The organism is Planomicrobium stackebrandtii (genome assembly GCF_030814955.1).
In the GTDB taxonomy this organism is placed as follows: domain Bacteria; phylum Bacillota; class Bacilli; order Bacillales_A; family Planococcaceae; genus Planococcus; species Planococcus stackebrandtii.
The window spans coordinates 366010-390328 of record NZ_JAUSWB010000005.1 but is presented as its reverse complement, the minus strand read 5'-3'; the positions used below and the strand labels follow the sequence as shown (position 1 = coordinate 390328).

The 24319-nt window shown below is 45.4% G+C and carries 28 protein-coding genes and 1 riboswitch; of the genes, 11 read left to right on the top strand and 17 right to left on the bottom strand.

Annotated elements, in window-relative coordinates:
* Positions 1-133 precede the first annotated feature (133 nt).
* The 3 genes from QOZ98_RS11670 to QOZ98_RS11660 form a co-directional block, all read right to left on the bottom strand.
* Positions 134-760 carry a YIP1 family protein gene (locus QOZ98_RS11670; protein WP_308787612.1) on the bottom strand — a complete coding sequence of 209 codons (627 nt, stop codon included), beginning with the start codon at positions 758-760 and terminating at the stop codon, positions 134-136.
* A 199-nt stretch (positions 761-959) separates the two neighbouring features.
* On the bottom strand, positions 960-1859 hold the full coding sequence (locus tag QOZ98_RS11665) for an SDR family NAD(P)-dependent oxidoreductase (RefSeq protein ID WP_308787611.1): 900 nt from the start codon (positions 1857-1859) through the stop codon (positions 960-962).
* Positions 1860-1887: 28 nt separating this feature from the next.
* Entirely contained in the window at positions 1888-2790 is a 903-nt protein-coding gene (locus QOZ98_RS11660) for an SDR family NAD(P)-dependent oxidoreductase (RefSeq protein WP_308787610.1), read from the bottom strand.
* A gap of 137 nt (positions 2791-2927) precedes the next feature.
* Between QOZ98_RS11660 and QOZ98_RS11655 the strand changes: the two genes are divergently transcribed.
* The 3 genes from QOZ98_RS11655 to moaC are packed head-to-tail and all read left to right on the top strand — an operon-like array spanning position 2928 to position 4336.
* Positions 2928-3095, top strand: coding sequence for an alpha/beta fold hydrolase (locus QOZ98_RS11655; protein WP_308787609.1), 168 nt, complete (start codon positions 2928-2930; stop codon positions 3093-3095).
* Positions 3095-3787 carry an alpha/beta fold hydrolase gene (locus tag QOZ98_RS11650; protein ID WP_308787629.1) on the top strand — a complete coding sequence of 231 codons (693 nt, stop codon included), beginning with the start codon at positions 3095-3097 and terminating at the stop codon, positions 3785-3787. The genes QOZ98_RS11655 and QOZ98_RS11650 overlap by 1 nt, the downstream gene beginning before the upstream one ends.
* Before the next feature lie 60 nt (positions 3788-3847).
* Positions 3848-4336: a cyclic pyranopterin monophosphate synthase MoaC gene (gene moaC / locus QOZ98_RS11645; protein WP_308787608.1), complete on the top strand. Its 489-nt coding sequence runs from the start codon at positions 3848-3850 to the stop codon at positions 4334-4336.
* A gap of 105 nt (positions 4337-4441) precedes the next feature.
* Here moaC and QOZ98_RS11640 read toward each other — a convergent pair whose 3' ends face one another.
* The 5 genes from QOZ98_RS11640 to modA form a co-directional block, all read right to left on the bottom strand.
* On the bottom strand, positions 4442-4957 hold the full coding sequence (locus tag QOZ98_RS11640; protein ID WP_308787607.1) for a MogA/MoaB family molybdenum cofactor biosynthesis protein: 516 nt from the start codon (positions 4955-4957) through the stop codon (positions 4442-4444).
* An 18-nt stretch (positions 4958-4975) separates the two neighbouring features.
* Complete coding sequence (locus QOZ98_RS11635) at positions 4976-5995, bottom strand: ThiF family adenylyltransferase (protein WP_308787606.1); 1020 nt, start codon at positions 5993-5995, stop codon at positions 4976-4978.
* A gap of 89 nt (positions 5996-6084) precedes the next feature.
* A complete protein-coding gene (locus tag QOZ98_RS11630) occupies positions 6085-6723 on the bottom strand; it encodes an ATP-binding cassette domain-containing protein (RefSeq protein ID WP_308787605.1) in 639 nt (212 codons plus the stop codon).
* A 4-nt stretch (positions 6724-6727) separates the two neighbouring features.
* Positions 6728-7411: a molybdate ABC transporter permease subunit gene (gene modB / locus QOZ98_RS11625; protein WP_308787604.1), complete on the bottom strand. Its 684-nt coding sequence runs from the start codon at positions 7409-7411 to the stop codon at positions 6728-6730.
* A complete protein-coding gene (gene modA / locus QOZ98_RS11620; protein WP_308787603.1) occupies positions 7408-8175 on the bottom strand; it encodes a molybdate ABC transporter substrate-binding protein in 768 nt (255 codons plus the stop codon). The genes modB and modA overlap by 4 nt, the downstream gene beginning before the upstream one ends.
* A gap of 171 nt (positions 8176-8346) precedes the next feature.
* Positions 8347-8457, top strand: a riboswitch (SAM riboswitch).
* An 81-nt stretch (positions 8458-8538) separates the two neighbouring features.
* Here modA and QOZ98_RS11615 point away from each other — a divergent pair.
* Positions 8539-9201 (top strand): sulfite oxidase-like oxidoreductase, encoded by a 663-nt coding sequence (locus QOZ98_RS11615; protein WP_308787628.1) that lies wholly within the window; start codon positions 8539-8541, stop codon positions 9199-9201.
* A gap of 197 nt (positions 9202-9398) precedes the next feature.
* Here the strand turns inward: QOZ98_RS11615 and QOZ98_RS11610 are convergent, their stop codons facing one another.
* Positions 9399-10292: an alpha/beta hydrolase gene (locus tag QOZ98_RS11610; protein WP_308787602.1), complete on the bottom strand. Its 894-nt coding sequence runs from the start codon at positions 10290-10292 to the stop codon at positions 9399-9401.
* 988 nt (positions 10293-11280) lie between these two features.
* Here QOZ98_RS11610 and QOZ98_RS11605 point away from each other — a divergent pair.
* Positions 11281-12219: a Gfo/Idh/MocA family protein gene (locus QOZ98_RS11605; protein WP_308787601.1), complete on the top strand. Its 939-nt coding sequence runs from the start codon at positions 11281-11283 to the stop codon at positions 12217-12219.
* Between the two features lie 93 nt (positions 12220-12312).
* Positions 12313-12984 carry an HAD family hydrolase gene (locus QOZ98_RS11600; RefSeq protein WP_308787600.1) on the top strand — a complete coding sequence of 224 codons (672 nt, stop codon included), beginning with the start codon at positions 12313-12315 and terminating at the stop codon, positions 12982-12984.
* 115 nt (positions 12985-13099) lie between these two features.
* On the opposite strand, the gene QOZ98_RS11595 is transcribed toward QOZ98_RS11600, so the two are convergent.
* On the bottom strand, positions 13100-13825 hold the full coding sequence (locus QOZ98_RS11595) for a class I SAM-dependent methyltransferase (protein ID WP_308787599.1): 726 nt from the start codon (positions 13823-13825) through the stop codon (positions 13100-13102).
* A 166-nt stretch (positions 13826-13991) separates the two neighbouring features.
* On the opposite strand from QOZ98_RS11595, the gene QOZ98_RS11590 reads away from it, so the two are divergent.
* Positions 13992-14579: a hypothetical protein gene (locus QOZ98_RS11590; protein ID WP_308787598.1), complete on the top strand. Its 588-nt coding sequence runs from the start codon at positions 13992-13994 to the stop codon at positions 14577-14579.
* A 176-nt stretch (positions 14580-14755) separates the two neighbouring features.
* On the opposite strand, the gene QOZ98_RS11585 is transcribed toward QOZ98_RS11590, so the two are convergent.
* Together QOZ98_RS11585 and QOZ98_RS11580 are read right to left on the bottom strand one after the other, a co-directional pair.
* On the bottom strand, positions 14756-15148 hold the full coding sequence (locus tag QOZ98_RS11585; RefSeq protein ID WP_308787597.1) for an RDD family protein: 393 nt from the start codon (positions 15146-15148) through the stop codon (positions 14756-14758).
* 5 nt (positions 15149-15153) lie between these two features.
* Positions 15154-15543, bottom strand: coding sequence for a DUF4181 domain-containing protein (locus QOZ98_RS11580; RefSeq protein ID WP_308787596.1), 390 nt, complete (start codon positions 15541-15543; stop codon positions 15154-15156).
* A gap of 137 nt (positions 15544-15680) precedes the next feature.
* On the opposite strand from QOZ98_RS11580, the gene QOZ98_RS11575 reads away from it, so the two are divergent.
* The gene (locus QOZ98_RS11575; RefSeq protein ID WP_308787595.1) at positions 15681-16025 is read left to right on the top strand and encodes a hypothetical protein; all 345 of its coding nucleotides are present in this window, start codon (positions 15681-15683) and stop codon (positions 16023-16025) included.
* Positions 16026-16092: 67 nt separating this feature from the next.
* Positions 16093-16695, top strand: a complete 603-nt coding sequence (locus QOZ98_RS11570) for a hypothetical protein (protein ID WP_308787594.1) — start codon at positions 16093-16095, stop codon at positions 16693-16695.
* A 63-nt stretch (positions 16696-16758) separates the two neighbouring features.
* Here the strand turns inward: QOZ98_RS11570 and QOZ98_RS11565 are convergent, their stop codons facing one another.
* Positions 16759-17493: a glucose 1-dehydrogenase gene (locus QOZ98_RS11565; RefSeq protein ID WP_308787593.1), complete on the bottom strand. Its 735-nt coding sequence runs from the start codon at positions 17491-17493 to the stop codon at positions 16759-16761.
* A 156-nt stretch (positions 17494-17649) separates the two neighbouring features.
* On the opposite strand from QOZ98_RS11565, the gene QOZ98_RS11560 reads away from it, so the two are divergent.
* Positions 17650-18234, top strand: a complete 585-nt coding sequence (locus QOZ98_RS11560) for a TetR/AcrR family transcriptional regulator (RefSeq protein WP_308787592.1) — start codon at positions 17650-17652, stop codon at positions 18232-18234.
* Between the two features lie 71 nt (positions 18235-18305).
* On the opposite strand, the gene QOZ98_RS11555 is transcribed toward QOZ98_RS11560, so the two are convergent.
* Entirely contained in the window at positions 18306-18677 is a 372-nt protein-coding gene (locus tag QOZ98_RS11555) for a hypothetical protein (protein ID WP_308787591.1), read from the bottom strand.
* Positions 18678-19063: 386 nt separating this feature from the next.
* Here QOZ98_RS11555 and QOZ98_RS11550 point away from each other — a divergent pair, with 386 nt between their 5' ends.
* Complete coding sequence (locus QOZ98_RS11550; RefSeq protein ID WP_308787590.1) at positions 19064-20296, top strand: AI-2E family transporter; 1233 nt, start codon at positions 19064-19066, stop codon at positions 20294-20296.
* A 56-nt stretch (positions 20297-20352) separates the two neighbouring features.
* Here QOZ98_RS11550 and QOZ98_RS11545 read toward each other — a convergent pair whose 3' ends face one another.
* The 3 genes from QOZ98_RS11545 to QOZ98_RS11535 all read right to left on the bottom strand — a co-directional run bounded on the left by QOZ98_RS11545 (position 20353) and on the right by QOZ98_RS11535 (position 24266).
* Entirely contained in the window at positions 20353-20799 is a 447-nt protein-coding gene (locus QOZ98_RS11545; RefSeq protein WP_308787589.1) for a DUF4357 domain-containing protein, read from the bottom strand.
* Positions 20800-20935: 136 nt separating this feature from the next.
* Entirely contained in the window at positions 20936-23830 is a 2895-nt protein-coding gene (locus tag QOZ98_RS11540; RefSeq protein ID WP_308787588.1) for a DEAD/DEAH box helicase, read from the bottom strand.
* 31 nt (positions 23831-23861) lie between these two features.
* Entirely contained in the window at positions 23862-24266 is a 405-nt protein-coding gene (locus QOZ98_RS11535) for a (deoxy)nucleoside triphosphate pyrophosphohydrolase (RefSeq protein ID WP_308787587.1), read from the bottom strand.
* Positions 24267-24319 lie beyond the last annotated feature (53 nt).

Below are 24319 nucleotides of genomic sequence, written 5' to 3'. Positions count from 1 at the left end.
GAGGCTGAAGCTGAGCCCACGGAAAGCGAAGTGGCCGGACCGGTTGGGATGATACACTACTATTCATTTTGGTTAGATTTTGTCTACAGTCTGAAACAAGGCAGCCGGATAGGCTGCCTTGTTTTTTTAACTCCTATACAAGCGCCATCACAATTACAGCAACAATAGCCGAAATCGCAGTAATGAACAGCACGGTCGGGATAATGATGATAAAAAAACCTTTCCAAGCAGAAAGCCTATGCGCTTCACCTACTGCCTTGCACTGGATAAAGAAAGTCCAGATGGAGACAACGGCTAAGATCATGATGAAAAGTAATGACAGCAGATCCGGGGCTGTAAAAGGCATTTCATTTTCTTGCAGGAAATAGGTTTCCGGCATCAACAGCATCCACAAAAGGATGATTGGACTAATCCAAATCTGCGGAATCTGACCTGTCAAAATTGCCCGAAACATACCCGTGTAAGTGGCTTCGCCTTTAAATAACTTGCCGACCACCAAGTAAATGGCAGCACCTATGGCGGTACTTACTGCAACACCGATTGGCCCCAGTAAAAGTGCTCCCAACAAAATTCCCAAGACCGGAAATACCTGTTCAGAGCTCATCGTGCTGAGCAGCCCTCCGGCAAAGCCTGCCATCACAATCAGCAGGAAGATAAAGCCGGAAGACTTTTCTTCGATGACGTTCCGCACTGCAGCACGAGGCCGTGTCCAAATTGCAGTAAATGGATTTAAGTTTTCATAGCCTTCTGTTTTATACAAATTTATTCCCACCTTTAGTAGTTAGATGTTACCACTATTCAAGCATACTGGAATATTAATGTAAATGATAGGAAATTTAGCCATATATCAAATCAAAAGCAATTCTTTTTAAAACTGGAAAAAGCCAGCCTCCTCCTGAGACTGACTTTCCCACTCATTATGTTTCTATCACCGCATGATTTATTTTGAATGATCTTGCTTACTCCTTTTTCATCCGCTCCCGGATACCGCCTTCCACCTCGGACCCCTTTTCCATCGGAATGTACAGGCTGCCATTGGTTGGACCGGCAGGAGGAGCATCTTCAATAACTTTCTTAACAAATTTGGCATTCATTTTTTCTGTAGCGCCGGGGAGAATATGGCTGGAGACAGCCGACGCTTTCGATTTGGCGCCAACCGCTACCGTTTCCTGCGGCTTATCAATCAACTCGATGATCGCATCAATGACAATTTGCGGATCATCCATCGGCTTCATCTCAGCCATATGCCCTGTGTAATTTCCAGTGTGCTCAAACCAAGGCGTATCCGTTGCCCACGGCAGCACGGTACAGACGTGTATATCGTCAAAGCCTTCGAGTTTGACCTCTTCGTTCAACGCGGAGCTGAGCCCCAATACTGCGTGCTTACTGGCACTGTATCCTGTGTAATAGGGAAAAGCGATTTCACTTGTAACCGAACCAACATTGATGAGGATGCCGCGTTTCATTTCCTTGAAATGGCGCAGTGCAAAATGGCTGCCGTTAATGGTTCCTTTGACGTTGACATCAACCACCCGGACCAAATCCTTGACTGGAATTTCTGTAAAAGGACCGATGGCACCAACGCCGGCATTGTTGATCCAGACATCGATTTTGCCGAAGCGGGCGAGGGCTGTTTCAAAGAGATGCGCCACTTGCTCTTCTTGGCTGACATCTGTGGTTACTGCAATCGCATTCGGACCCAGTTCCTCCGCCAGTTTCTCAAGCAATCCGGTCCGGCGCGCAGCAAGCACGAGGTTAGCGCCTTGTGCCGCCAATTCTCTCGCGACACCTTTCCCGAATCCACTGGAAGCACCCGTAATCAAGACTGTCATTCCTTCATGGGATCTCTTTTTTGCCATTGCCTATTCCTCCTCATTTCACATTCAGTCATTTTTGTTCTTTCAATCGCTCACGCAAATTCCCGGATATACCAGTCCCTTCAGGACCCGAATCATATAGGCTCCCCGAAGTTGGCGGTGCAGGCGGTGCATCCTGAATCATTTTTAAGAGAGAGCGTCCGGTCAGCCCTTTTGTCGTTTTCGGCAGCAGAGAACCTGCAGCTGCAATGCCTTTGGATTTAGTGCCGATTTCCACTGTCTTTTGCGGGTTATCGATTAATCCGATGATGGAATCGACGACTTTCTGCGGATCATCCGCCGGGCCCACAATAATTTCATGGCCACTGTAGTTGCCGGCATGCTGGGTCCAAGGCGTATCGGTCACCCATGGATCCACCGAACAGACATGGATGTCCTCAAAGCCATCCATCCGCATTTCCTGATGCAAGCCGTTGCTTAGACCTGAAATACCGTATTTGCTGCCTGTATACGCAGCTCCAAAAGGCATCGGCGTTTTGCTGGCGAAAGAAGAAACATTGATCAGCGTTCCATATCGCTGTTTCTTGAACTGATTTAAAGCATAATGGCTGCCATAAATGGTACCCAGAAAATTGATGTCCACCGTCCGGTTCAAATCCTTCAACGGAGTATCGGTGAAAGAACCATATGTTCCAATGCCGGCGTTATTGATCCATACATCGATGCTGCTGAATACACCCATCACCGTCTCGAACAGTTTTGCAACATCTTCTTCCCGGCTGACGTCAGTTGTCACTGCAATTGCATTGGGTCCACAGGACTCCGCCAGTGCTTCTATTTCCTTCGTGCGACGCGCGGCCAGGACAACATTGGCCCCTTTTGCCGCCAACTGCTGCGCTACCCCTTTGCCGATTCCGCTCGAGGTTCCGGTGATGACGACCGTCAGTCCTGCATGTGTTTTTTTAGTTGCCATTGGTATTCCTCCCATCATTGAAACTGTCTTTATTTCTTACTAAGTACCCCTTTCCTTTTATCAAAAACGTATTTTCCAAAGGGGTTCAAAAAGTCTTTTTCAGGGAATCAGTAATATAAAAAGATAGGAGAGAGAATATGCTGCTCAGGGATTTTCAGACTAGCGTCATCAACACCGGTGAAGCGGAAATTTTTTTACGCTTCGGGGGAGAGGGTCCTCCACTGCTTTTGCTCCATGGCCACCCGCAAACCCATACCATGTGGCATGAGCTGGCTCCACGGCTGGCAAAAATTATACTGTCGTGATGCCGGACCTGCGGGGATATGGGGACAGCTCTAAGCCAGAATCAGCCCATGACCATTCAACGTATTCCAAACGGGCGATGGCGAGAGACCAGATAGAGGTCATGAAACAGCTTGGATTTTCCCGATTCACAGTCATCGGACATGATCGCGGAGCACGCTGCGCTTATCGACTGGCTCTCGACTTTCCGGCAGCAGTAGAAAAGTTAGTGGTCATGGACATCATACCAACCGGAGAAACATTCAGAAGGGCTGATCAAGATTTCGCCATGGGATATTGGCATTGGTTCTTCCTTGCTCAGCCTTTCGACTTTCCGGAACGGGTAATTGGAGAAAACCCCGACAATTTCTATTTTCAAGGTACGCGCCACCTGTTCCATCCGGAAGCGCTCGCGGAATATTGGCGCGGCATCCACAACCCCGGAACAATCCATGCCATGTGCGAGGATTACCGGGCCGCAGCAACAATCGATTTTGAATTGGATGAATCCGACCGGGGAATCATAAAAATCGCTTGCCCTGTCCTTGTCCTTTGGGGTGAAAAAGGGTCTTTGCCAAATTGGTATGAGGTGCTGGATGTTTGGAAAGACTGGGCAGATGACGTGAGAGGCCTCGGAATCGACTGCGGCCATTACCTTGCGGAAGAAGCGCCTGAGGAAACCTATAAGGAGCTGCAAAAGTTCTTAAATGTTTGAAAAAGGATTTCTTCCAGCCATGCTATACTGAAAACATCCACTACTGAAAGGATGATTCTGTTGTCAGAACTGACTCATTTCAATGCCCAGGGGCGCGCCAAAATGGTCGACGTCTCCGATAAGAAAGACAGCGTCCGCACAGCCCGCTCCACTACATCCGTTCTGCTGAACAAAGCGATTTACCAGCAGATCAAGGAAGGCACCAATAAAAAAGGGGATGTTTTTGCCGTTGCCCAGGTAGCCGGCATCATGGCCGCCAAAAATACGGCTCAGATTATCCCGATGTGCCATCCCTTGGCACTCAGCGGTGTCGATATCGAATTCCAATGGAATGTCGATGAAGATGCCAATCATTATGAAGTGCTGCTGACAGCTGAAGTCAAAACGAAAGGGCCGACAGGTGTCGAGATGGAAGCTCTTACAGCCGCTTCTGCTGCAGCATTAACGATCTATGATATGTGCAAAGCCGCCGGCAAAGAAATGGTTATCGGTCCGACGATGCTGCTTCAGAAAACTGGCGGAAAATCAGGCGACTATCTGCGAAAGTAATCGCACCTCCTTTAATCAGCTAGAAAAAAAGCCTATGAATCTGTCACGTTACTGACGGATCCATAGGCTTTCGATATTTGCTTGGTCATTTTTCTTGTCAACTGACTATCCACGCGGCTCACGATGTTTGGTCAATTCAAAGTAGATGTGCTGGATTTCCGGCAAGATTAACCGCTCCATTGCCAATTTCACGGCTCCCCGGGAACCCGGCAGGACAAAAATGGCTTTGTCATTGGCTGCGCCCGCCGCTGCACGGCTTAAGAGTGCCTTCGTACCAACGTCTTCCGTAAAGCTAACGTAACGGAATAGCTCTCCAAACCCGTCAATTTCCTTTTCGAAAAACGGTTCGACTGCTTCCAGCGTGACATCGCGCTTCGCAATCCCCGTTCCGCCGGTTGTGACAATCACATCGATTTCATCCTTCTCCAGCCAGTCGGATAGGATGACCCGGATAGCCGCTACGTCATCTGATACAATAGCATAATCCACGAGCTCCAGTCCCTTGTCCAAAGCTAACTGCTGCACGAGCTTGCCTCCGGTATCCGTTTCCTGTGTCCGAGTATCACTGATGGTCAATACCGCCATGCGCACCTGATGATCCGTTTGGAACGATTCCGACATACAAATCCCCCTTCCTCATTACCCAAATACTTGATGGTACAATTTCCGGCCTTCTGCCACATTGTGGACGCCGTGAATCAGCAATCGGCCATTACCGAACAATACCATGCGGTGATGGAACACTTTCAGTTCGACAAAATAAGGTGTCCGCTTTACTCCAGCTTCCAGCTGGTTGCCGACTTTTTCAGCATCATCCAATGTGATGGGCCGGTTGGGATCAGGCAAAATCTGCACTGCATCACGCCCGCACAAAACCGCATAAGAACTCACGCCTGTTTCGTTAAGCGATGGAAATACGGCATCCGGTCCACATGTTTTACAATGAGGATCTTTGATGCGTGAAACGCCGATATCCAGCTGGCTGTTGTCCCATAAGTTAAAATGATGGATTTTTTTCCGCATCGCTTCATGGTTGCCGCTCAGCCATTTTAACGCTTCCGTACATTGAAGCGCAGCGGTTACCTGGACCGCTGGTGAGATGATGCCGACCGTATCGCAAGTTTCGTTGATTGCCGGAAGTACCGGCAGCAGGCAGCGGAAACAGGAACTTTCCCCCGGTATAAATGGAAAAACCACTCCCGAACTGCCAACACAAGCGCCATAAATCCAAGGTACGCCATATTTGACTGAAGCATCATTGATCAACAGCCGGGTTTCAAAATTGTCAGTGGCATCAACGATCAAGTCGCTTATGGCTGCCAGTTTTTCCACCCCTGCTGCATCCAAGTGCTCCAAATAAGTGAACAAACGCAGATCACTGCGAATGGCTTTCAGCCTTTGCTCCGCCGCAGCCACTTTCGGCAGCATTTGCTGGGCATCCGTTTCAGTGAAAAGCTGCTGGCGCTGCAAATTCGACAGCTCTACATAATCGCGGTCGACCAAGTGTATGGTTCCGACACCGGCACGCGTCAGCGTTTCGGCGATTGCCGAACCCAACGCTCCGCAGCCGATAATCGTGACAGTCGATAAAGCCAGCTTTTCTTGACCGGTTTGTCCAAGCGGCTTGAATAGGACTTGCCTTGAATAGCGTTCATCCACGTTGATTCCCACTTTCTATCGCTTGATTTCTCAAGCCTTTTCTTCATTTCATTAAGTTTACCATTGGCACTCCAAAACTGCAGGCAGCATTAATATACCGTTTGTTCAGTCATCTGTCCTTTTTCAATACGCAAGATTCGGTCTGCCAGCTTTTCGGCATCCGCAATTCGGTGGGTCACAAAGATGATCGGGATTTGCCATTTCTCGTGAATCCGCAGCAATTCGTCCTGGCAACGGTCGCGATTGGCGTCGTCCAATGCTGAAAAAGGTTCATCAAGCAACAGGATATCCGGCTGGACAGCCATTGCACGCGTCAATGCGACACGCTGTTTCTCCCCTCCTGAAATCTGATGCGGGTATTTGCCAAGCAAGCCGGTGATGCCAAGAATTTTTGTCAGTTCGGTAATATGCGAAACATCAGTCCCCCGGGACAGCGCATACAATATGTTTTGTTCGACGCTCAAATGCGGAAACAATGCGTAGTCCTGAAACAAATAGCCGACTTTCCTTTTTTGGATCTTCAGCGGCTTTTGTCCTCCGCTGAAAAACTCTTGGCCGTTTAAGGAAATCGTACCAACATCCGGGTGGACGATGCCTGCCAGGCAATTCAGCAGCGTGGTTTTGCCCGAACCGGAAGAGCCAACCAGTGCCAGGATCTCCCGGTCCAGCTCAAATTGCATCTCCAAACTGAAATGGTCCAGTTGTTTTTGAAAATCCACTAAAAGCATGGGCTCACTCCCTCCCGATTCGTATAGCAGTTTTTTTGCGCCAGTAGTTGACCCAGGTGATGGCAGCCACTCCAAGCGAGGAAATAATCACTACCCAAAACAAGGCTTTTTCCATATCTCCTGCTTCATAGGCAAAATAAATCGCCAACGGCACCGTTTCCGTCACGCCAGGAATATAGCCGGCAATCATTAATGTTGCACCAAATTCACCGATGCCACGCGCGAAAGCTAGAATTAGACCTGCGAGAATTCCCGACCAGGCCAGTGGAAACGTGATGGTCCGAAAAATGCGCCATTCGGAGACTCCCATCGTCCGTGCCACGTTCTCCCAACGCGGATCCACTTTTTCATACGCAGCAAGAACGCTTTGATACATCAGCGGCAAAGAAACGACAAATGAAGCGATGGCCGCACCAATCCAGGTGAAAACTACGCGAAACCCAAACCACTGCTCCAATAAGATGCCAAGTGGACCATTGACGCCGAACAATACGATCAAACCGAATCCGATGACTGTCGGAGGCAAAACCAACGGCAGCAAAATCAAGGCTTCCACAAAGCTTTTGCCGAAAAAGTCGCGCCTGTTCATCAATCGCGCCAGCGCCAGGCTGACCAAAAATACAAAAAAAGTGGAAATAACTGCGACTCTCAGCGACAGCCAAAGCGGAGAAAGATCATATGGCATCATTTGTTTTCTCCACTTGGCCCTAAAAAGCCGTATTCTTCAAGAATAGCCTGCCCTTTTGGACCGGTGACAAAATCCAAAAATGCTTCTGCTGCGGGCTGTTTTTGTGAAGCCCCTACGACAGCTCCAGGATAGACGACAGGATCCGTCTGCCCTGGCATTTCAAGCGTCCCCCTTATTTCCCGGGAAATAGCAGCATCGGAGGAATAGATGATGCCCAGTTCGGCATTTCCGCTTTCGATATAAGTTACAACTTGCCGTGCATCTTTAGCATAGATAAGGCGGCCTTCAAGCAGTTCCCACAAATCTTGGCTGGCCAGCGCCTGCTTCGTATAATCTCCAAGCGGTACACTGTCAGGTTCTCCGACTGCAATGGTTTCTTCTGTATTCATTAATGTTTCCGCAAAATCAGCTGTTTCCGGAAACTCTTCGAGCGAAGCCAGGACCAGGCGATTTTCAGCGAAAGGCATTACGCTTTCTGATTCGATAAGCTGTTGGGACCGAAGTAAATCCATATCTTTTTCACTGGCAGACAAAAATAAATCAGCTGGCGCCCCCTGCTCGATTTGGCTGCGCAGTTTGCTTGATGATCCGTAGTTAAAGCTCAGTTCAATATCCGGTTCTACCTTTTGAAATTCCTCTTCCATCTTCCCCATCGCTTCCGTCAGGCTGGAGGCAGTTGAAACCAACAGTTCCCCGTCATCTGCTGATGTATTGCTGCAGCCGCACATGAGCACAATACTTATAAGACCGATCATTTTTTTCATTTAAAGGACTCCTTATTCGTTTGAAGCAGAGATCTCTCTTTCTGGGCAATTTCTCCACGTACTTCCAGTATAACGCCAGCGGGAGAGAAGCTGAATAATTTTCCGAATAATCTTGTAAGAAAGGAAGAGATTAGGTAAAATGAGGCAAGCAAAAAATTAAATACTGCATCACCCTTATCAAGAGAGGCAGAGGGAATGGCCCGACGACGCCCGGCAACCGCCAGTTCACTAACTGGAATGGTGCCAAATCCAACAGAACCGCAGAGTTCTGATAGATGAGGAAGAGAATTTTGCCGACAGACAACCACTCTTCCACTTTTCAATGGAAGAGTTTTATTAATTTTAGGGAGTGATCGCATGAAGTTGAGCAAAGCCGAACGCATTAAACGAACACGGGTCCCTGTAGTAGATCCCGCTCTGGCCGAGCGCCTGCCGCCTGGGCAAGTCCTCACTGAGCGCTTTCCTGTCCTGCACGAAGGCGATGTTCCGGAATACGATATGGCGACTTGGACACTGAAAATCTTCGGGCAGGTCGACAAAGAAATCACCCTGCATTACGACGATCTATTGAAGTTGCCGCAAACAACCGTGACCCGCGACATCCACTGCGTGACGCGCTGGTCCCGCTTCGACAATACGTTTACGGGCGTCCGCTTTATCGACTTGATGAAAGAATTGGGCGTCACGCCTAAAAGCGGCTACGTCATGCTGCATGGCGACTATGACTACACGACCAATGTCGCTCTGTCAGACCTTGACCGCGAGGATGTACTGCTTGCCCACTCACTTGACGGTGAGCCATTAACTGCCAAGCATGGCTACCCACTCCGATTCGTGGTGCCCCATCTGTATTTTTGGAAAAGCGTCAAATGGGTCCGCGGCATCGAATTTATCGATGAAAACCAACCCGGCTTCTGGGAACAAAATGGGTTCCACATGAATGGCGATCCGTTTCAGGAAGAGCGCTTTTCCGGTGAAGACCTGGAAATTCCAGATGATGAATGGGAGAAAAAAGATTTCGACTGACTCCGGCCACTCGAAATATCAAGGAAATGGCCCTCTTGCTTAGCAAGAAGACCTAAAAAACAGATGTGTTTGAAAATATTCCTGAATAGCCCGGCGTTGGTTGAGTTTAACTTAAGTTTCTTAACAAGCTGTAAAAACACAGTAAGCTTCTTCGCGAAGCTTACTGTGTTTTTAGTTACTTGCAAGCTATTTGAAATTTAGCCTTCTGTTAATTCGTTTAAAGTCGATATGATAAAATCCGGCCGATCCAAATGTATCGAATGTCCTGCGCTCTTTGCAAACTTAACTGTACTTTTTTTCGAAAGCTTTCCTTGTTCGAGTATTAATTGCTGCCACATGTTTTCTAACATCAACAGTTCCGATTCAGGCAAACCTCTGCTGATACCTTCTTGAATTACATAGTCTTTGTCGCGGCCGATAGCGACTAGTGGAGTATCGCCTAGCATACCCAGGTTTTTTATCGTTTTTGCATCTATTTTATAGTTTACGAATTCAGATATCATTGCTTTGTACAAGTTTGGCTTTTGCCGAAACTGGATTAATTGCTTTTGTATATGTGAAGGCAGCTTTTTCTGGTTTTCGGTTAATTGGGAATGAATAATTTCTCTGAGTTCTTCTTCGGTCATACTTGCATAGTTTTGAAAATCCTCTCGCCAATTTTTGTTAGATGAATTTCCCATTAGCCCAGGAAGTTCAAGCTCATCCAGTCTTTCCAAGTCCTCAGATGTAGAATCAATTAAGAGCAATGCTTTTACTTTTTCAGGATAGAGTTTTGAAAAATGCTGTGCGCATAAGCCCCCATAAGAATGTCCGACCAGAATGACTGGATCTACTATTTCTAACCTCTCCATTAGTTGCTTCATCTCTTCAGCATTAGCCGTTGTCGTGCGTTCTTCTTCTCCTATTTCACTTTCTCCTGATCCTGGACGGTGGAACATAATAATTTTATTCGTTTTACTCAGCGCTTCGGTCACTTCAAACCATTCCTCAAACGAACAGCCCATTCCCGGTAAAATAAAGATAGGTACTCCATTTTTTCCTTTTTGCACTACTTCCATTTTTCGATCATTGATGGTGATAAACTGGTTCATAGTTTTCGCTCCTTATCTTGAAGAACACACAATAACCGTTTTCTTCTCCCAGTTGTTTGTATGAATTTTTAAAATATAAATCGCTCAAAATCAATGATATTCAAGAGATATATCCCAGTACATTTCATATTTGGCATCTAGGAACGCTAATTTTTTTCTGTACATATTTTTGCGTGGACAGAGACAAACAAATGCATTTCCTCGTCCCGCCCTCTTTCAAACCTTTTAGGCGTTATTCCCAAATAAAACTGCCATTTTGGTGTCACTGTGATTTCTCGTAATCCGAAAATCGGTCATCTCCTTAACAAGAAGAGTATTGATAGCAGGTTCCAAGTGTTTACAAAAACTTCCATGAAATCTGTTGTAAACTGAGTTATAGGGATGGCCTCTTTTCGGTAAATTGATTGTGGTGACTTATTTTTGCAATAAAAGGTCTTCTTTTTCTATTTATTCATTTACACCAGATATTTTACACGCTCTCAACTGCATTTAAATTACATTCAAGTTTTAGTAAAAGGAATATGTGAAAATAAGTAGAGAAAGGATCAGTAGACCAGATTTAATCCAAATCAATTTATTACTAACGCCAGTCTTTTTTTCTAAATGATATATGTAATGGACTAGTATCAAAAAACCAGCAAAAGTTAATAAGAAATTTGTCGTAGTCGAACTTTCGACAAGCGATATATATCCTAGAAGTCCAAATGCCAGTAAGAGCATGCCTATTGCAGCAACTATCATATAGATGTAAGAAATGCCAATTTTTTTCTTCTCCATTTTTCTCTTCCTCTCTAAGTTTCAGCCTTGGCAACTTTAGTCTTATTTTCGTCAACTTACTTTTACCGACTAGTTCATATACTTATTTTACCATTCCAAAATTTTAATAACAGAAATTTTCCGCTTCACAGAGGAAAAGAGTCCCCCTCCCTTTTGGAAATCTGCGTTAGAATAGAAGACAAGCACATCAGCTACCCTAGGAGGAACTACAATGAAATTTGGCATTATCGGAACCAATTGGATCACTGACCGGTTCATCAAAGCGGCAAAGCAGCATCCAGAATTCACGATTGGAGCGGTCTATTCCCGCACGATGGAAACCGGCAGTGCCTTTGCCGCAAAGCATGAAGTTGAAAACGTCTATACCGATTTGGCTGCGATGTTCAGCAGTGGAGATATTGAAGCTGTTTACATCGCATCCCCCAACGCTTTCCATGCCGAGCAAAGCATCCTGGCGATGGAGCATGGCATTCACGTCCTGTGCGAAAAGCCTGCAGTTACGTCAGTCGAGGAAATGGACCGCGTGATCGAAGCATCGCATACGCATAACATCACCTTTATGGAAGCCATGAAATCGACGGTTACTCCGTCGTTCCTGAATTTGAAAAAGAATTTAAGTAAGATCGGACCCGTTCGCCGATTCGTCTTTCATTACAATCAATATTCTTCGCGCTATGATAATTATAAAAACGGCATCATTGAAAATGCCTTTAAGCCGGAGCTTGGCAACGGCGCCAAAATGGATCTCGGTGTTTACGGGATTGCACCTGTCATCCATTTAGCAGGCGCACCCGAGTCGGCCATGAAGAATAATTACTTATTGTCGACGGGTGCTGATGGACAAGGCAGCATGATTTTGAACTACCCTGATATGGAAGCCATCATTATGTATTCGAAGATTTCGGATTCGTTTATGCCGAGTGAAATTCAAGGCGAGAACGGCATTATTGAAATAGACCGGATCAGCGACCCGAAACACATCACCATCAAATACAGAGACGGCAGCACAGAGGACCTTTCTGTAGCGCATGAATTCGATACGATGTATTATGAGCTGGCAGAGTTCATGGAGTGCGTCAAAAATGGACAACTGGAATCCGCGATCAACACGCACGCCATTTCACGTGAAGTGGCAAAGCTGCTAAGTTAAAGCAGAAGAAATCACCGCCTTTCGCTCTATCTGTTGAGCGTCCTGCAGATAATTAAAAATAAAAATCATTATTTCCAGCAAAGGAAGTGCCTTATGATAAAAGGAATCATATTTGATTTTGACGGTTTGATTTTTGATACGGAAACACATCAATACCATATTTTGCAGGAAATGTTCGGCGAACATGGCAGCGAGCTGCCGCTTGCGCTGTGGCAAAATGAAATCGGCACGGACAGCGGATTTTCTCCATTCCACTATATGGAAGAACAGATTGGGAAGCCAGTCGAGCACGCGCTTCTCGCAGAAAAGTACGAAGAAAAATTTCTTTCGACATTGTCCCTGGAAAAGGCTCGTGACGGCGTGGAAGATTACCTGCAGATGGCAAAAGAACTGGAATTGAAGATTGGCTTAGCGTCCAGCTCCAGCTATCGCTGGGTTTCCGGCCATTTGAAAAACCTCGATCTGTACGATTACTTCCATTGCATCCGGACTTCGGACCATGTGGAAAAAGTGAAACCCGACCCCGCTTTGTATATTCAAGCGGCTCAGTGTCTGGAGCTGCACCCTGAAGAATGCCTGGTTTTTGAAGACTCTGCGCATGGAGCAATGGCAGCGAAGCGTGCGGGCATGGGCTGTGTCATCGTGCCGAACAAAGTGACCCATACCATGGATTTCTGTGAGGTTGAACATAGGCTGGATTCGATGGCGGATATGCCGTTAAAAGATTTGATTGAGTATGTGTCTTCATTGAAAGCAGATCGTTAAACTCAAAAGATGGCTTCTGTTATTCAACCAGAGCCATCTTTTTTGATTTGCATATTATTTTCTCGGTAGTGGCAATAAAAAATGATTTGAGAACACTTTTTGTCTCATTTTTCTTTTACTCCAACTGCGTCGCGGCAATACCGAAATAAGTTCCCGGTTCTTCCGAAAATTCCACCCGTTCGAAATGGGCTTTGAACCCTGCCTCCGCAAGCAGCGCATCCCACTCCGGCATGGAAAACAAGCCGGCTTTCATGCTGTCGTGTTCATGGGTGACCTGCCCGTCCCTGTCCCGCATAACATAGGCATATTCCGTTACCAGCATATGGTCATCCGGGTCGCTGTCATAGCTCCATTCCAAATACCGCATACCTCGTCCATCCTTATCGATTCCACCATGACCTGTCCGCGGTTCGAAAGTTTCCGTGTATTCATCCGGCATGATAAACAGCAGGCCGTCCGGTTTCAGATGCTTTTTGGCGTTTTTCATGACCGCCAGCAAATCGGCTTTTTCTGTAAAATAGGTGATCGCATCATGAATGAATACCAGATCATACGTGCCCTCGACTTCGATTGTCCGCATATCTCCTTGCAGGTGCGGACAATCCGGATTCAGCTCGCGGCTGACCGCCAGCATGTCCGGGGACAGATCCGTCAAAGTCATCGAAAAATACTTTTTCAGGTAAAAGGCATTGCTGCCACCTCCGGAACCAAACTCCAGGGCATCTTTGACCGCGGGATGGTACCGCTTGATAATTTTCAAGAAAAGCTCGGCTTCTTCTTCGTATTCCGTGTGCGGAGACATTAGCGGCCACCATTCTGCCAATTCCTTGTACAGCTTCACGTGGATCACCCTTCCGACTTTTCTTTTATTATATAGCGGCTAAGAAAAGTTTGATAGAAACAACTTATCCATCACTGCAAGCAAACATAGACTAGTTAAACCAGGACTATTAAACTACAATAGACTTAACTTGAAATTTGTCTTATTTGAAGAGAGGAGATGAAAAATGAAAAAAGTTGTTTTGTCGTTTGTCAGCATCGCTGTAATTGTCCTCGCTATCTATCTCGTCACCAGCTATCACATCACTCCAGAGGGGGCATACAATGAACTGCTAGAATCGACAGATGCCACACCTATTCAGACGATAGATGAGGGGCATGTCATCTTGATTGATGACAAAGGTGCGCTTTCCGTTGCACTCATGATTACCGAGTACCGCTTCTTAGTTACGACACTGTATACGGACTTCGAAATTTTCCCCACCAACCTCAACGTGTTCGATGTGGATCTCGATCAAACCATTGCATTTCTAAACGCACCCGGGAATTGGGAGTACACTTACGGTCTTGTTAAAAGTGAAGAAGTAAAATACTTAGAAAGTCCAGGAGACCCTGAATTTGAAGACGCGTTAGCAATTTATCCGCTAACAGACTATATTTCCAACGCCGATGCCGAAGATGTCATTCTCTGGTTTTTTCCTCAGGAGTTAGAAAAGGACACACTGTCCTCCGACCTTAATTTTTTGGATGGGAACGAAGAAGCAGTCGAAGAAATTAAAAATGATTATTTGATAGAGGAGTTTTTCGTTAAATAAAGCGTCACAAAAAGCCGCAGTTGAATCGCTGTTTGAGCACAAGGAAACAGGTTACTGATTCTTAGTACCTTTGTAATCCTCTCTAGCCTAATCTAAAACTGCGGAATTGTTGCTCCAGGCTCTTAAGAAAACATAAAAAAGCTTTCCTTTTCTCAAGGAAAGCCCAATATCGATTTTCAGTTCAACTCTTTAACCATGGTATGCGCATAAAGATCGTGCGGTAATTTTTCGCCTTGATAGGCATCATAGGCATCCCGATCTTTCAAGTACACAATAGGACTAACCGTATCACGATGCACCATCCGTTTCAAAATCTGCTTTGAGGTCGGCTCACCGCCATTTTCGTTTTGCACCTCAATGCTCATCAATTTCTGGCCGATGGTCTGCCCGCTAAGCCGCAGCTGGGCATATTCCAAGCCCCAGAAAATTACGCTTGGCGACACTACCGTATAGACAAAACTACTTTTCGTATTCTTTTTTAACAAAGGTTCTAGTGCAAACGATATTACTGAAGAAATCACTGTGTCGATCAATATCGCTTTTCCTCGTTTTTTTGTTAATTCATTCATACCATTCACCCTTCCATAAGTAGTATTAGGCAGAAGGCCGATAAAATCAGTACGGATTCCGACCATTCATACCAATAACGCTCGTTTTCCCGGTGCAGCAGCCACTCCTCGAGACCCATGAAAAATGTCTGCAGAATAAACAGGCCTGCAATGGGGCTCAACCGGACTGCCAGCGACAGTTCGGAGATTTCCATTTCCACATATACATACATCATCGCAAACACAAACCCTACAAAAATAGTTCCCTGTACGACTAATCCATACCAAATTTTATCCTCGTGAAAAATACTTCTCGAAGTTCTTTTTATGCCGCGCTTTCTTTTCAAATAAAAATGTGCAAAAAGAAAATAGGATGTAAAAAGAACAGCTAATCCAACGATCAAAGCTGGCTGCATGAAAAACCTCCTACATGATGTACTTCTACATTTCGGCCCTGTTCCCCTTCTTTAATCGCAGTGGAATTTAATGAAAAACAACTGAGCTTTCTGACGTTCCTATGGTAAAGTTGTGGCATACGACAGGAGGAACTTGCTTGAACATCGATACCGATTCGCTTGTATTATTTCTATTTGCATGGACGATCCCTTTCTTTATGATGAGGCGGGCCTATTTGAAGATGGATGCAGACGACCAAAGATCAGCGGTGGATGATTTTAAATCGCGCCGATTTATTTTCACGATCGGGTTTGTAGTGCTCGGATTTTTCTTCCTGCATCTTAGCAGTTTGCTTTCTGTCACACCACTGAAAACAATTGGGCTGTTCATATTCGTTGCAGGCGGCATTTTTTCAATAATCGATACGTGGAGGATCAGCAAGCCAAGAAGCTTGGTAATGTTTGCCTTGATGTGTTTGATGATATACCTGAACGTGGACTGACGGTTTGCCGTCATGCCTCTCAGGGAACCCATGAGTTAATAGAGTAAGAGAAAAAGGGGTGTTGACTGTGATCTTTTTTATTATTTGGCTGCTGCTGGTCGGCTACGCTGTGTTTCTGGCACCCGGCGGCGAGGCCGATCCCGTCCTGTCGAACATATTTAGTGGCAATTTCGGAGAAATCGATCCGCTGGTGTTTGCCGTTTTCAATTCGCTGGGCTTGTTTCCGATGGTGTTTTTGACTTTGCTGCTGCTGAATGACCGGCAGAAATGGCCGGCGTGGCCGTTCGCGCTGCTGTCTTTTGTGGTCGGCGCTTTTTCGCTCTTGCTTTATTTCGCATTTGGCGACCGAAAAGCCGAAAGAAGGCTGCGGACTCCGGGTTGGCTCGTCCGCTTTCTCAGTTCCCGGTTCTGGCTGATTCTCCTGATGGTGTCTTGGGCCGCTAATAGCCTGACGCTGCTGCAGGGTTTTTCACTGACAGCTTACCGCGAAGCCTTTTTTGAATCGGGTCTGGTTTCTGTCATGACCGTCGACTGGTTTGTGCTATGGGGCTTGTCCGTCTATGCCGTCCACCGCTTCTATCCAGAGGCGCGGCTTAAAATCTTTGCGTGGATTCCGATTATCGGACCAGTGATTGTGCTGTTCATCAATAAAAAACGTCTGACGCTTTAAAAACTTCGATAAACAAATAAGGCCGTTACGCAGCATTTAGCGTAACGGCCTTATTTTTTCTGCTTATTGCGCGGTCATGCCGCCATCTACTACAAACTCTGACCCTGTGGAATAACTTGCTTCATCAGATGCCAGGAACAAGACCATATTGGAAACTTCCTCCGACTGGGCAACGCGCTTTAATGGAATGTGCTTGGAAAATTCTTCGACAGCCGCTTTTGTGTCTTCCTGAACAACCATTGGCGTCGCGATGACACCCGGATGGACAGAGTTCACGCGGATGCCGTAGTTGGCGCATTCCATGGCTGCTGCTTTGGTCATGCCGCGGACGGCGAATTTTGTATCGGTATAGCCGATTGCTCCGGCCACTAAGCCGTTCATCGATGAAATATTGACGATCGAACCGCCGCCGGCTTTTTGCATGAATGGGATGACCGTCTTCATGCCAAGGAATACCGAAACCTGGTTAATATCCACAATGCGGCGATACTCTTCTTCCGTCGTCTGCAAGATTGATTTTGCCATCGTAATGCCGGCATTGTTGACCAGTACATTTACCTGACCAAATACTCGTTCTGCTCTAGTCACTACAGCCTCCCAGTCTTCAGCGCTTGTCACGTTGTGCTTGATGAACAATGCGTTCTCTCCAAGTTCCGCTGCCAAAGCCTGGCCTTTCTCTTCATTCAAATCTGTCAGTACAACCTTCGCACCTTCCTCGATAAACTTCTTCGCGTGGGATGCGCCCATGCCTTGTGCCGCACCGGTAATGATTGCAACTTTGTTCGTTAAACGCGCCATGTTTTATTCCTCCTATGATTAGCTGAAAATCCATTCATAAATAAACTACATTTGTAATTTAACAGATAATAAATCAATTTGTCCATATGGAAAGATTCATGTCATACTAAATTCACAAACCTGTCCATTTTTCGGACACAACAGGAGGAGAACAGCTTGAATGGCACAGAAGACCGCCGCATCTTGCGGACACAAAAAAAGCTGAAAACGTCGCTGCTGCAGTTATTGCAAGAAAAAAGCCTCGATGAGCTGACCATCACGGAAGTCACGAAACAGGCAAAATGCAACCGTGTCACGTTCTACTCCCATTACAAGGATTTGAACGAGCTTCTTGCCGCTATCGTTGCCGATCATCTGAACGGCCTCGCAAGTTATTTCCGAAAAGGCTTTGAGGATTTGGAGCGCTTTTCTTCGACAGATGTGCAGCGTCATCTGCCGATTTTCGAATACATTTACAACCACCAATTCGTCTTCCGGCTGATCATCACAGGGGAGGTGCTGCCAGGCTCGCAAAACCAATTTTGCGAAAGCCTCGTCCAAGTTGCCGCAACCGAGCTTCGCCTTGAGGAGGAAAGCGAATTGGAAATTCCAACACTCAATTATTTCATGACATATGGCAGCCTTGGTTTCTTCCTCTACTGGACCCAACAGGATTTTAAGGACTCTCCTTTAGTCATGGCTGAAAAACTGGCTGCGCTGCATGGCAAAATGTACACAGGTGCTGTCGTGCTGGACAAATAGCGATCATGAAAAAAAGCATTCCGCTCAGGGAATGCTTTTTTCTAGGATGAACTTCTTTTGATTCGAAAAACTTAAAACAGTTCTGTTTGCCACCTGATAATAGCGATGAAGATGATCATCGCCAGCGCTGTAATCGTGAAGTAAACAATGGATGCCTGATATTTCCTTGATCCTTTTAGGTATTTCCACTCCAAATAGATTTGCGCTGCGCATACGAGCAAAAAAACACTTAACAGCCAAAAGAAAAATACGGCTAGCGAATCTATGAAAACGATATATAAAACAATTATTGCTGCAAGCATAGCCCAACCATTCCAGCGCTCGAATCTTTTGACCGGCATACCTGCCCGCTCTTCCTCATCAATGCCGAACCGTTTTTTTAAATACATGCGCAAAAATCCGAAGCCGAAAATGACAATCAACCAAATAATTAATAGCCACATACTTCACACCTCCTAAGCTCTTGTCTATTCTACAGATAAAATGGGGCATAGTTCCAAATTAACGTTATCTTTACGTAAAAACTCCGTTATTTATCCCCGACGTTACTGGATATGTGGATGGTTTCCTTGTAAAACGGGGATAACTTTGCCGTTTCGTTATATTTGACAGTTATCCACATGTGGATAACGTATCGTAGATGTTTTCTGACAATCGGAGGAATGATAGTTTATGGGACGGAGATGGAGGGAGATAAAGGCTGGAAAAATAAACTTTCCTGTCAGTGTGAAAACTGCGCCATACGGGTATTTTAGGCTTATAATGAAGGAAAGATTACAATATTTGCCTAGCGTCTCAAGCTGTTTTATTCAGGAAAGAGGTGCACGTGATGGAGCAGGACAAAAACAAAAATGCGTTGAGCCATGCAGCTTCCTGGTTTGTGAAATGGGTGCTGAACAACAAGGCGGTATCCGTACTGGTCATTATTCTTTTGATTTTATTGAATTTATTGCTGCTGCCAAAAGTCAGCTACGTCTTTCAGCCATTCTTCGCTTTTTTTGATGTCATGGGACTGCCGCTGATCATGGCAGGCGTCTTGTATTACCTGCTGAATCCGCTTATCGACTGGATGGAAACGAAAAACATTAAGCGCATCGGGGGCATTTCCATCGTCTTTGTCGTGATTATCGGTTTGCTTGCCTGGGGCATCGCGACCCTGATCCCCATCATTCGCGAGCAGACGCTGGGCCTGCTGGAGAATTGGCAGGATTATTTAGCCAGCTTCATCTCACAGATCGATAGCTTTTTCCAAAGCAATATTCTGTCGCAGCTGCAAACACAGCTGACCGGCAATGGAGACAGCCTCTCCACTTCCATCACGGAGCAGGCGGATGATGTCGTTGGTACAACCGTCACCGGCATTGGCAGTGTCTTCGGCATCCTGACGACTACCGTGCTGGCAGTGATTACGACCCCCTTCATCCTGTTTTACCTATTGAAGGACGGCCATCACTTGCCCTACCACATCATGAAGCTTGTCCCATCGAAAATGCGGGAACATACCTATGTCCTGCTGCGTGAAATGAACCTGCAAATCAGCCAGTATATCCGCGGCCAGCTGATTGTCGCCTTTTTTGTCGGGCTGATGTTCTGGATCGGCTTGAGCGTTGTCGGCCTTGAATATGCCCTAACCCTTGGAATCCTGGCGGGTGCTTTGAACTTGATTCCGTTTTTAGGTACTTTTATCGCCTTATTGCCGATCGTCATCATTGCCCTCGTAGTCCATTCGCCGATCATGCTGGTCAAAGTGCTAATTGTCTTTTTCATCGAGCAGACACTGGAAGGACGCGTCATCCAGCCGCTCGTTCTCGGCAGTAACTTAAGTATCCATCCCGTGACCATCATCGCGGTCTTGCTGACAGCTGGCAACCTCTTTGGCATTCCGGGAGTCATTCTCGGAATCCCGGCCTATGCGGTCAGCAAAGTAATTCTCTCGCATCTGTTCAATTGGTACCAGACTTATACCGGATTATATGACGATGAATACAATCCGGCGCCAAAGCCGCTGATTTCAGAAAAGAAAAGAAAAAAACAGCTGAGCTTGAAAAAGAAATTGAGATGACTAAAAACACAAAAAAGCGTAAGGGCCGAATATCGGTCCTTACGCTTTTTCATAGACTAGTTCTTTTCCGCCTCTTTCCAGTCATGCGACCCGCGTACCCAGCCGCCGATCACCGCGCCCATCGCCATCATCGGCGAATTGAACTCGGTATCTTCCATCAGCAAGAGCTGATGCTGAAACGGTACAAGCAGCTTATCCAGCACCAGATTTTCCCGCAGCTTGATGTACTTTTTCGGGCATTTCGGCGAAGTCGATGCCGCAAACTTGGATCCGCGCTGTACAACAAACTTTTCACCCCGGTAAAACCCGGTCGCATCTGCTCCACGCTTGGAAGTGATGGAAAAAATGTCAGGCGCTAGCTCCTTTTCAGGATAAAGCTGCAGCATCCCCGATTCGAACGGATCGATGATTTGCTCCTCGCTGGTTTGGGCGTCCAGCTCCAGAAATTGATAAAGCTCACCTTCCGTGGGATGCTGGATTTTTTTCACATAGTATTCCTTCATCTTTTCTTCCTCCTCTAAAGTAAGTTTCGACTCTCGCTGAAGTAGCGGATGTCTGGTTACTGTAGAAATAGAGCAAGAGATTGAAAAAGGATACAATCGCGGGAAAATAAACTTTGGTATCAATGAGATTACAAAATCAATTTTCCTCGCTGGCAATATAATGATATAGCTTTCCTTCCACCATGTTTTCCAGCGCTAAATTCATATGAACTACGGGTATATCCTTTAAGTTTTTATCTTTCATTAACGCTTGTTCCACACTGGACTTATCCGGAAGAGCCTGTCCCAGATAATAAAAATCCCCGCCTTCGTCATCGTCTTTCTTAATAAACAAATGAAGATCAATATTGCTTTCTGCAGCACCAATAATTGTTTTTACTTCTGCAGACGCTAATGTACGGTTACTTCTTGTGGACCATGTGAAGATTTCGGGACTGATAAAGCCTTCCGTATACGCCACACTCGATTCCACTTCGTCATTTTTATGGTAGGTAACGAAAATCGGGCAGGTCCCATGCTTTGTTTTATAGCCATAAATCGTCGAGCTTTCGTCACTTGTCCAATTTAATAATCGGCAAGCATCTTTGCGGGTATATTTTTTATAAAGTGTTAAGGGCTTATCGCATCGATAATTTTTGTTTAACTCTTTTGCACTTATGACAATATCCAATAACATCGCCTGAAAGCTTGAATTTTGCTCTAGACTTTCTTGAATTTCCTCATTAAATTCAATGCCATCTATCCCGAAATCCACCAGTGGCGTCGTGCCATATTTTTTTCGGGAGCCTTGGTTGAAAAAACTCAGGTCCATGATTCGTTGCACCGACGCTAAGGTTTCTGAATCAAATGAGCAGTTATATGATTGTATGTATTGTTCATACGTATCCATTGTGACTTTTTCTTTTTTGAGCAATAGTTCGAGCAACAGGATTTCATGCAGCCGCTTGCCATTTAAGATTTCCAAAGAAAGCATAGTTAACACCTGTTCTTCGTACGCATTTACCAATGGATCAATTTCCTTAAGCTTCAATAAAAACTGGTGATAGGTTGTATACTTCTGAACAATCACTAACGGATCGATTGAATTGTGGTGAATAAAATCCTGAAGCTGTGGAATATGCCCTATTCTGTTTTTCAACTCGATATAGGCTTCGCGAAGAATCTTCATGTCACTTAAGTTGCTTTTTTTAATCGCTGAGAACACTCGATTTTTCGCTATTTCTTCAAAGTTCACAGTGGAAATGCCTTTGATGTAGCTCGTGTCTTTCATTCGGCGGCGAATATTGTCCTTGTTCTGCGAACGCTCACCAGACAAAGCGATGGGAATGAGGTAGTTATTTTTATAATTCCCAATAAAATCAATGATTGTCACAAATTCTTTGGATCCATGTTTTCGAAGCCCGCGTCCGAGCTGCTGAATAAAAATGATGCTCGACTGTGTTTGTTTCAGCATAACTACTTGATTGACGCTTGGAATATCAATCCCTTCGTTGAAGATATCAACAGTCAAAATATAATCAATGACGCCATTTTCCAACCGTTCGACCTGCAAAATACGCTCTTCTTGAGAATTTTGGCCGGTCAACGCGACAGTCTTTAAGCCTCTGCGGTTAAGCTCTTCTGAAAGTTTGATAGCTTCTTCTTTTCTGCTGCAGAACATGAGACCTCTTACTTTGTCGCCTGAATGGCCATAGTAATAGACCTTTTGCAGAAGATGATCGACACGTTCTTCCGTTATCAGTTTTGAAAAAACCGTCGCTTCGTCAATCACGCCTTCTTCATACTCAACATCTGTTACGCCAAAATAGTGAAACGGACAAAGCATGTCTTCTTCCAATGCTTCCTGCAAGCGAATTTCGTAAGCCACATTGTAATCGAAGAGCTCGTAAATATTGAAGTCATCTGTACGTTCAGGTGTCGCAGTCATTCCCATTAAAAACTTAGGTTGAAAATGCTCAATTACCCTTTGATATGATTTCGCTCCTGCTTTATGTACTTCATCAATTAAAATATAGTCAAACGCCTGCGGGTCTAATTGACGGAGCGTTTCTTCCTTCGAAATAGTTTGGATTGTTGCGAATAAATATCGCGCATCCGTCTCCCGCAAATTACCCGAAAGAATCCCGAAATCTTTTTCTACACCGCCTAATATTCGAATAAAATCAGCTTTGGCTTTTTGAAGAATTTGTTCTCTGTGGACGATAAACAACATTCGTTTTGGTGCAAACTCCCGTACATCAAAAGCGGATAGGTAGGTTTTCCCTGTACCGGTCGCTGAAATCACCAAGCCTTTGTCATTCCCAGATTCCCGCACTGCTTGGATTTCCTGAAGAGCGGCTTTCTGCATTTTGTTAGGTTTGATGTTGATGGATTCTTCTAACGGATTTTCTGTATACACTTCAGGGAATTCGGCCACATTGGTCAATTCTTTCCGGTATTCCATGGGCACATACGATTGTTCGTAGCTTGTGATCCATTGTTCTGTCAGCGGCTGCGCGCTTTCCCACACTTCCTCGAATTGATGATAAAAGTGAGAAACGAATTCGCCATTTTCATGCGAGCTCAATTTGACGTTCCATTCGTAGTTAACCTTTAATGCTTGCGCCGTTAAATTAGAGCTCCCTACGATTAACGTTTGATGCGTGTCATGAGAGAAAATATATCCTTTTGAATGAAAGCCTTTCATACTGGATAATCGGACTTCCACATTATTGATTTTCATCAGTTCTTTAAATACTTTCGGTTGGTTAAAGTTCAAAAAAGTCGAGGTCAGGATTCTTCCTTTAATCCCCTTTTGCTGCAGGTCCGATAAATGGGTTTTTAAAGTCGCTAAGCCACTTTCCGTCACAAAAGCTACAGAAAAGAGAAACGATTGACAGCTATCCAATTCTTCCGTAATGGAATTTAATACAGTCTCATTTGTTTTTGTGTTATTGATCAGTAAAGTAGGCTTAAAACGTTCTCCACTCGGCTTTGTTTGATCGATAAATCCTTTGTATATCGAGTCTTCTAAACTCTGAAGTAAATTCATATTCGTCCTCCGCTCCTCCCAAGTAACCCCCTTATTTCTGAGCTTGGTACGTCTGTTTTAATTTCTGTATCGCCGGTATGTCTGCCGGTGCCCATTCGAGCTTTTCCAGTTCATGCGCTTTCAACCACTGGATTGCAATATGCTCTGTTAACACTGGTTTCCCTTGGACTAATTGGCAATAAAATGTCGTTAAATGGACGATTCCAAAATCGTATTCATACACCGTATGCTCAAGCCGGTCACCAATTTCTACCTGACAATGCATTTCTTCTTGAATTTCTCGTTGCAGGGCTGATTGAGGCGTTTCTGTTTTTTCAATCTTTCCACCCGGAAATTCCCATAAGCCGGGCAAACTTTTTTCCATGCCCCGCTGCGCACATAAGATTTTGTCACCACTTGTGATGACTGCTCCAACTACATGTATATCTTTTTTCATAAGTTTCTTCACCTGCTTCTATAATGATTAGTGATACTAATAACTGTAAAAGT

What these genes read in the sequence shown, in the direction of transcription:
- QOZ98_RS11590 (WP_308787598.1), top strand. Translation starts at nt 13,992, where the DNA reads ATGAAAAAAGTTGTTTTGTCGTTTGTCAGCATCGCTGTAATTGTCCTC.
- modB (WP_308787604.1), bottom strand. Translation starts at nt 7,411, where the DNA reads ATGATGCCATATGATCTTTCTCCGCTTTGGCTGTCGCTGAGAGTCGCA.
- QOZ98_RS11600 (WP_308787600.1), top strand. Translation starts at nt 12,313, where the DNA reads ATGATAAAAGGAATCATATTTGATTTTGACGGTTTGATTTTTGATACG.
- QOZ98_RS11555 (WP_308787591.1), bottom strand. Translation starts at nt 18,677, where the DNA reads ATGTGGCTATTAATTATTTGGTTGATTGTCATTTTCGGCTTCGGATTT.
- QOZ98_RS11630 (WP_308787605.1), bottom strand. Translation starts at nt 6,723, where the DNA reads ATGCTTTTAGTGGATTTTCAAAAACAACTGGACCATTTCAGTTTGGAG.
- QOZ98_RS11565 (WP_308787593.1), bottom strand. Translation starts at nt 17,493, where the DNA reads ATGGCGCGTTTAACGAACAAAGTTGCAATCATTACCGGTGCGGCACAA.
- QOZ98_RS11650 (WP_308787629.1), top strand. Translation starts at nt 3,095, where the DNA reads ATGCCGGACCTGCGGGGATATGGGGACAGCTCTAAGCCAGAATCAGCC.
- QOZ98_RS11640 (WP_308787607.1), bottom strand. Translation starts at nt 4,957, where the DNA reads ATGTCGGAATCGTTCCAAACGGATCATCAGGTGCGCATGGCGGTATTG.
- QOZ98_RS11610 (WP_308787602.1), bottom strand. Translation starts at nt 10,292, where the DNA reads ATGAACCAGTTTATCACCATCAATGATCGAAAAATGGAAGTAGTGCAA.
- QOZ98_RS11665 (WP_308787611.1), bottom strand. Translation starts at nt 1,859, where the DNA reads ATGGCAAAAAAGAGATCCCATGAAGGAATGACAGTCTTGATTACGGGT.
- QOZ98_RS11550 (WP_308787590.1), top strand. Translation starts at nt 19,064, where the DNA reads ATGGAGCAGGACAAAAACAAAAATGCGTTGAGCCATGCAGCTTCCTGG.
- modA (WP_308787603.1), bottom strand. Translation starts at nt 8,175, where the DNA reads ATGAAAAAAATGATCGGTCTTATAAGTATTGTGCTCATGTGCGGCTGC.
- QOZ98_RS11535 (WP_308787587.1), bottom strand. Translation starts at nt 24,266, where the DNA reads ATGAAAAAAGATATACATGTAGTTGGAGCAGTCATCACAAGTGGTGAC.
- QOZ98_RS11585 (WP_308787597.1), bottom strand. Translation starts at nt 15,148, where the DNA reads ATGAATGAATTAACAAAAAAACGAGGAAAAGCGATATTGATCGACACA.
- QOZ98_RS11540 (WP_308787588.1), bottom strand. Translation starts at nt 23,830, where the DNA reads ATGAATTTACTTCAGAGTTTAGAAGACTCGATATACAAAGGATTTATC.
- QOZ98_RS11580 (WP_308787596.1), bottom strand. Translation starts at nt 15,543, where the DNA reads ATGCAGCCAGCTTTGATCGTTGGATTAGCTGTTCTTTTTACATCCTAT.
- QOZ98_RS11545 (WP_308787589.1), bottom strand. Translation starts at nt 20,799, where the DNA reads ATGAAGGAATACTATGTGAAAAAAATCCAGCATCCCACGGAAGGTGAG.
- QOZ98_RS11605 (WP_308787601.1), top strand. Translation starts at nt 11,281, where the DNA reads ATGAAATTTGGCATTATCGGAACCAATTGGATCACTGACCGGTTCATC.
- QOZ98_RS11655 (WP_308787609.1), top strand. Translation starts at nt 2,928, where the DNA reads ATGCTGCTCAGGGATTTTCAGACTAGCGTCATCAACACCGGTGAAGCG.
- QOZ98_RS11660 (WP_308787610.1), bottom strand. Translation starts at nt 2,790, where the DNA reads ATGGCAACTAAAAAAACACATGCAGGACTGACGGTCGTCATCACCGGA.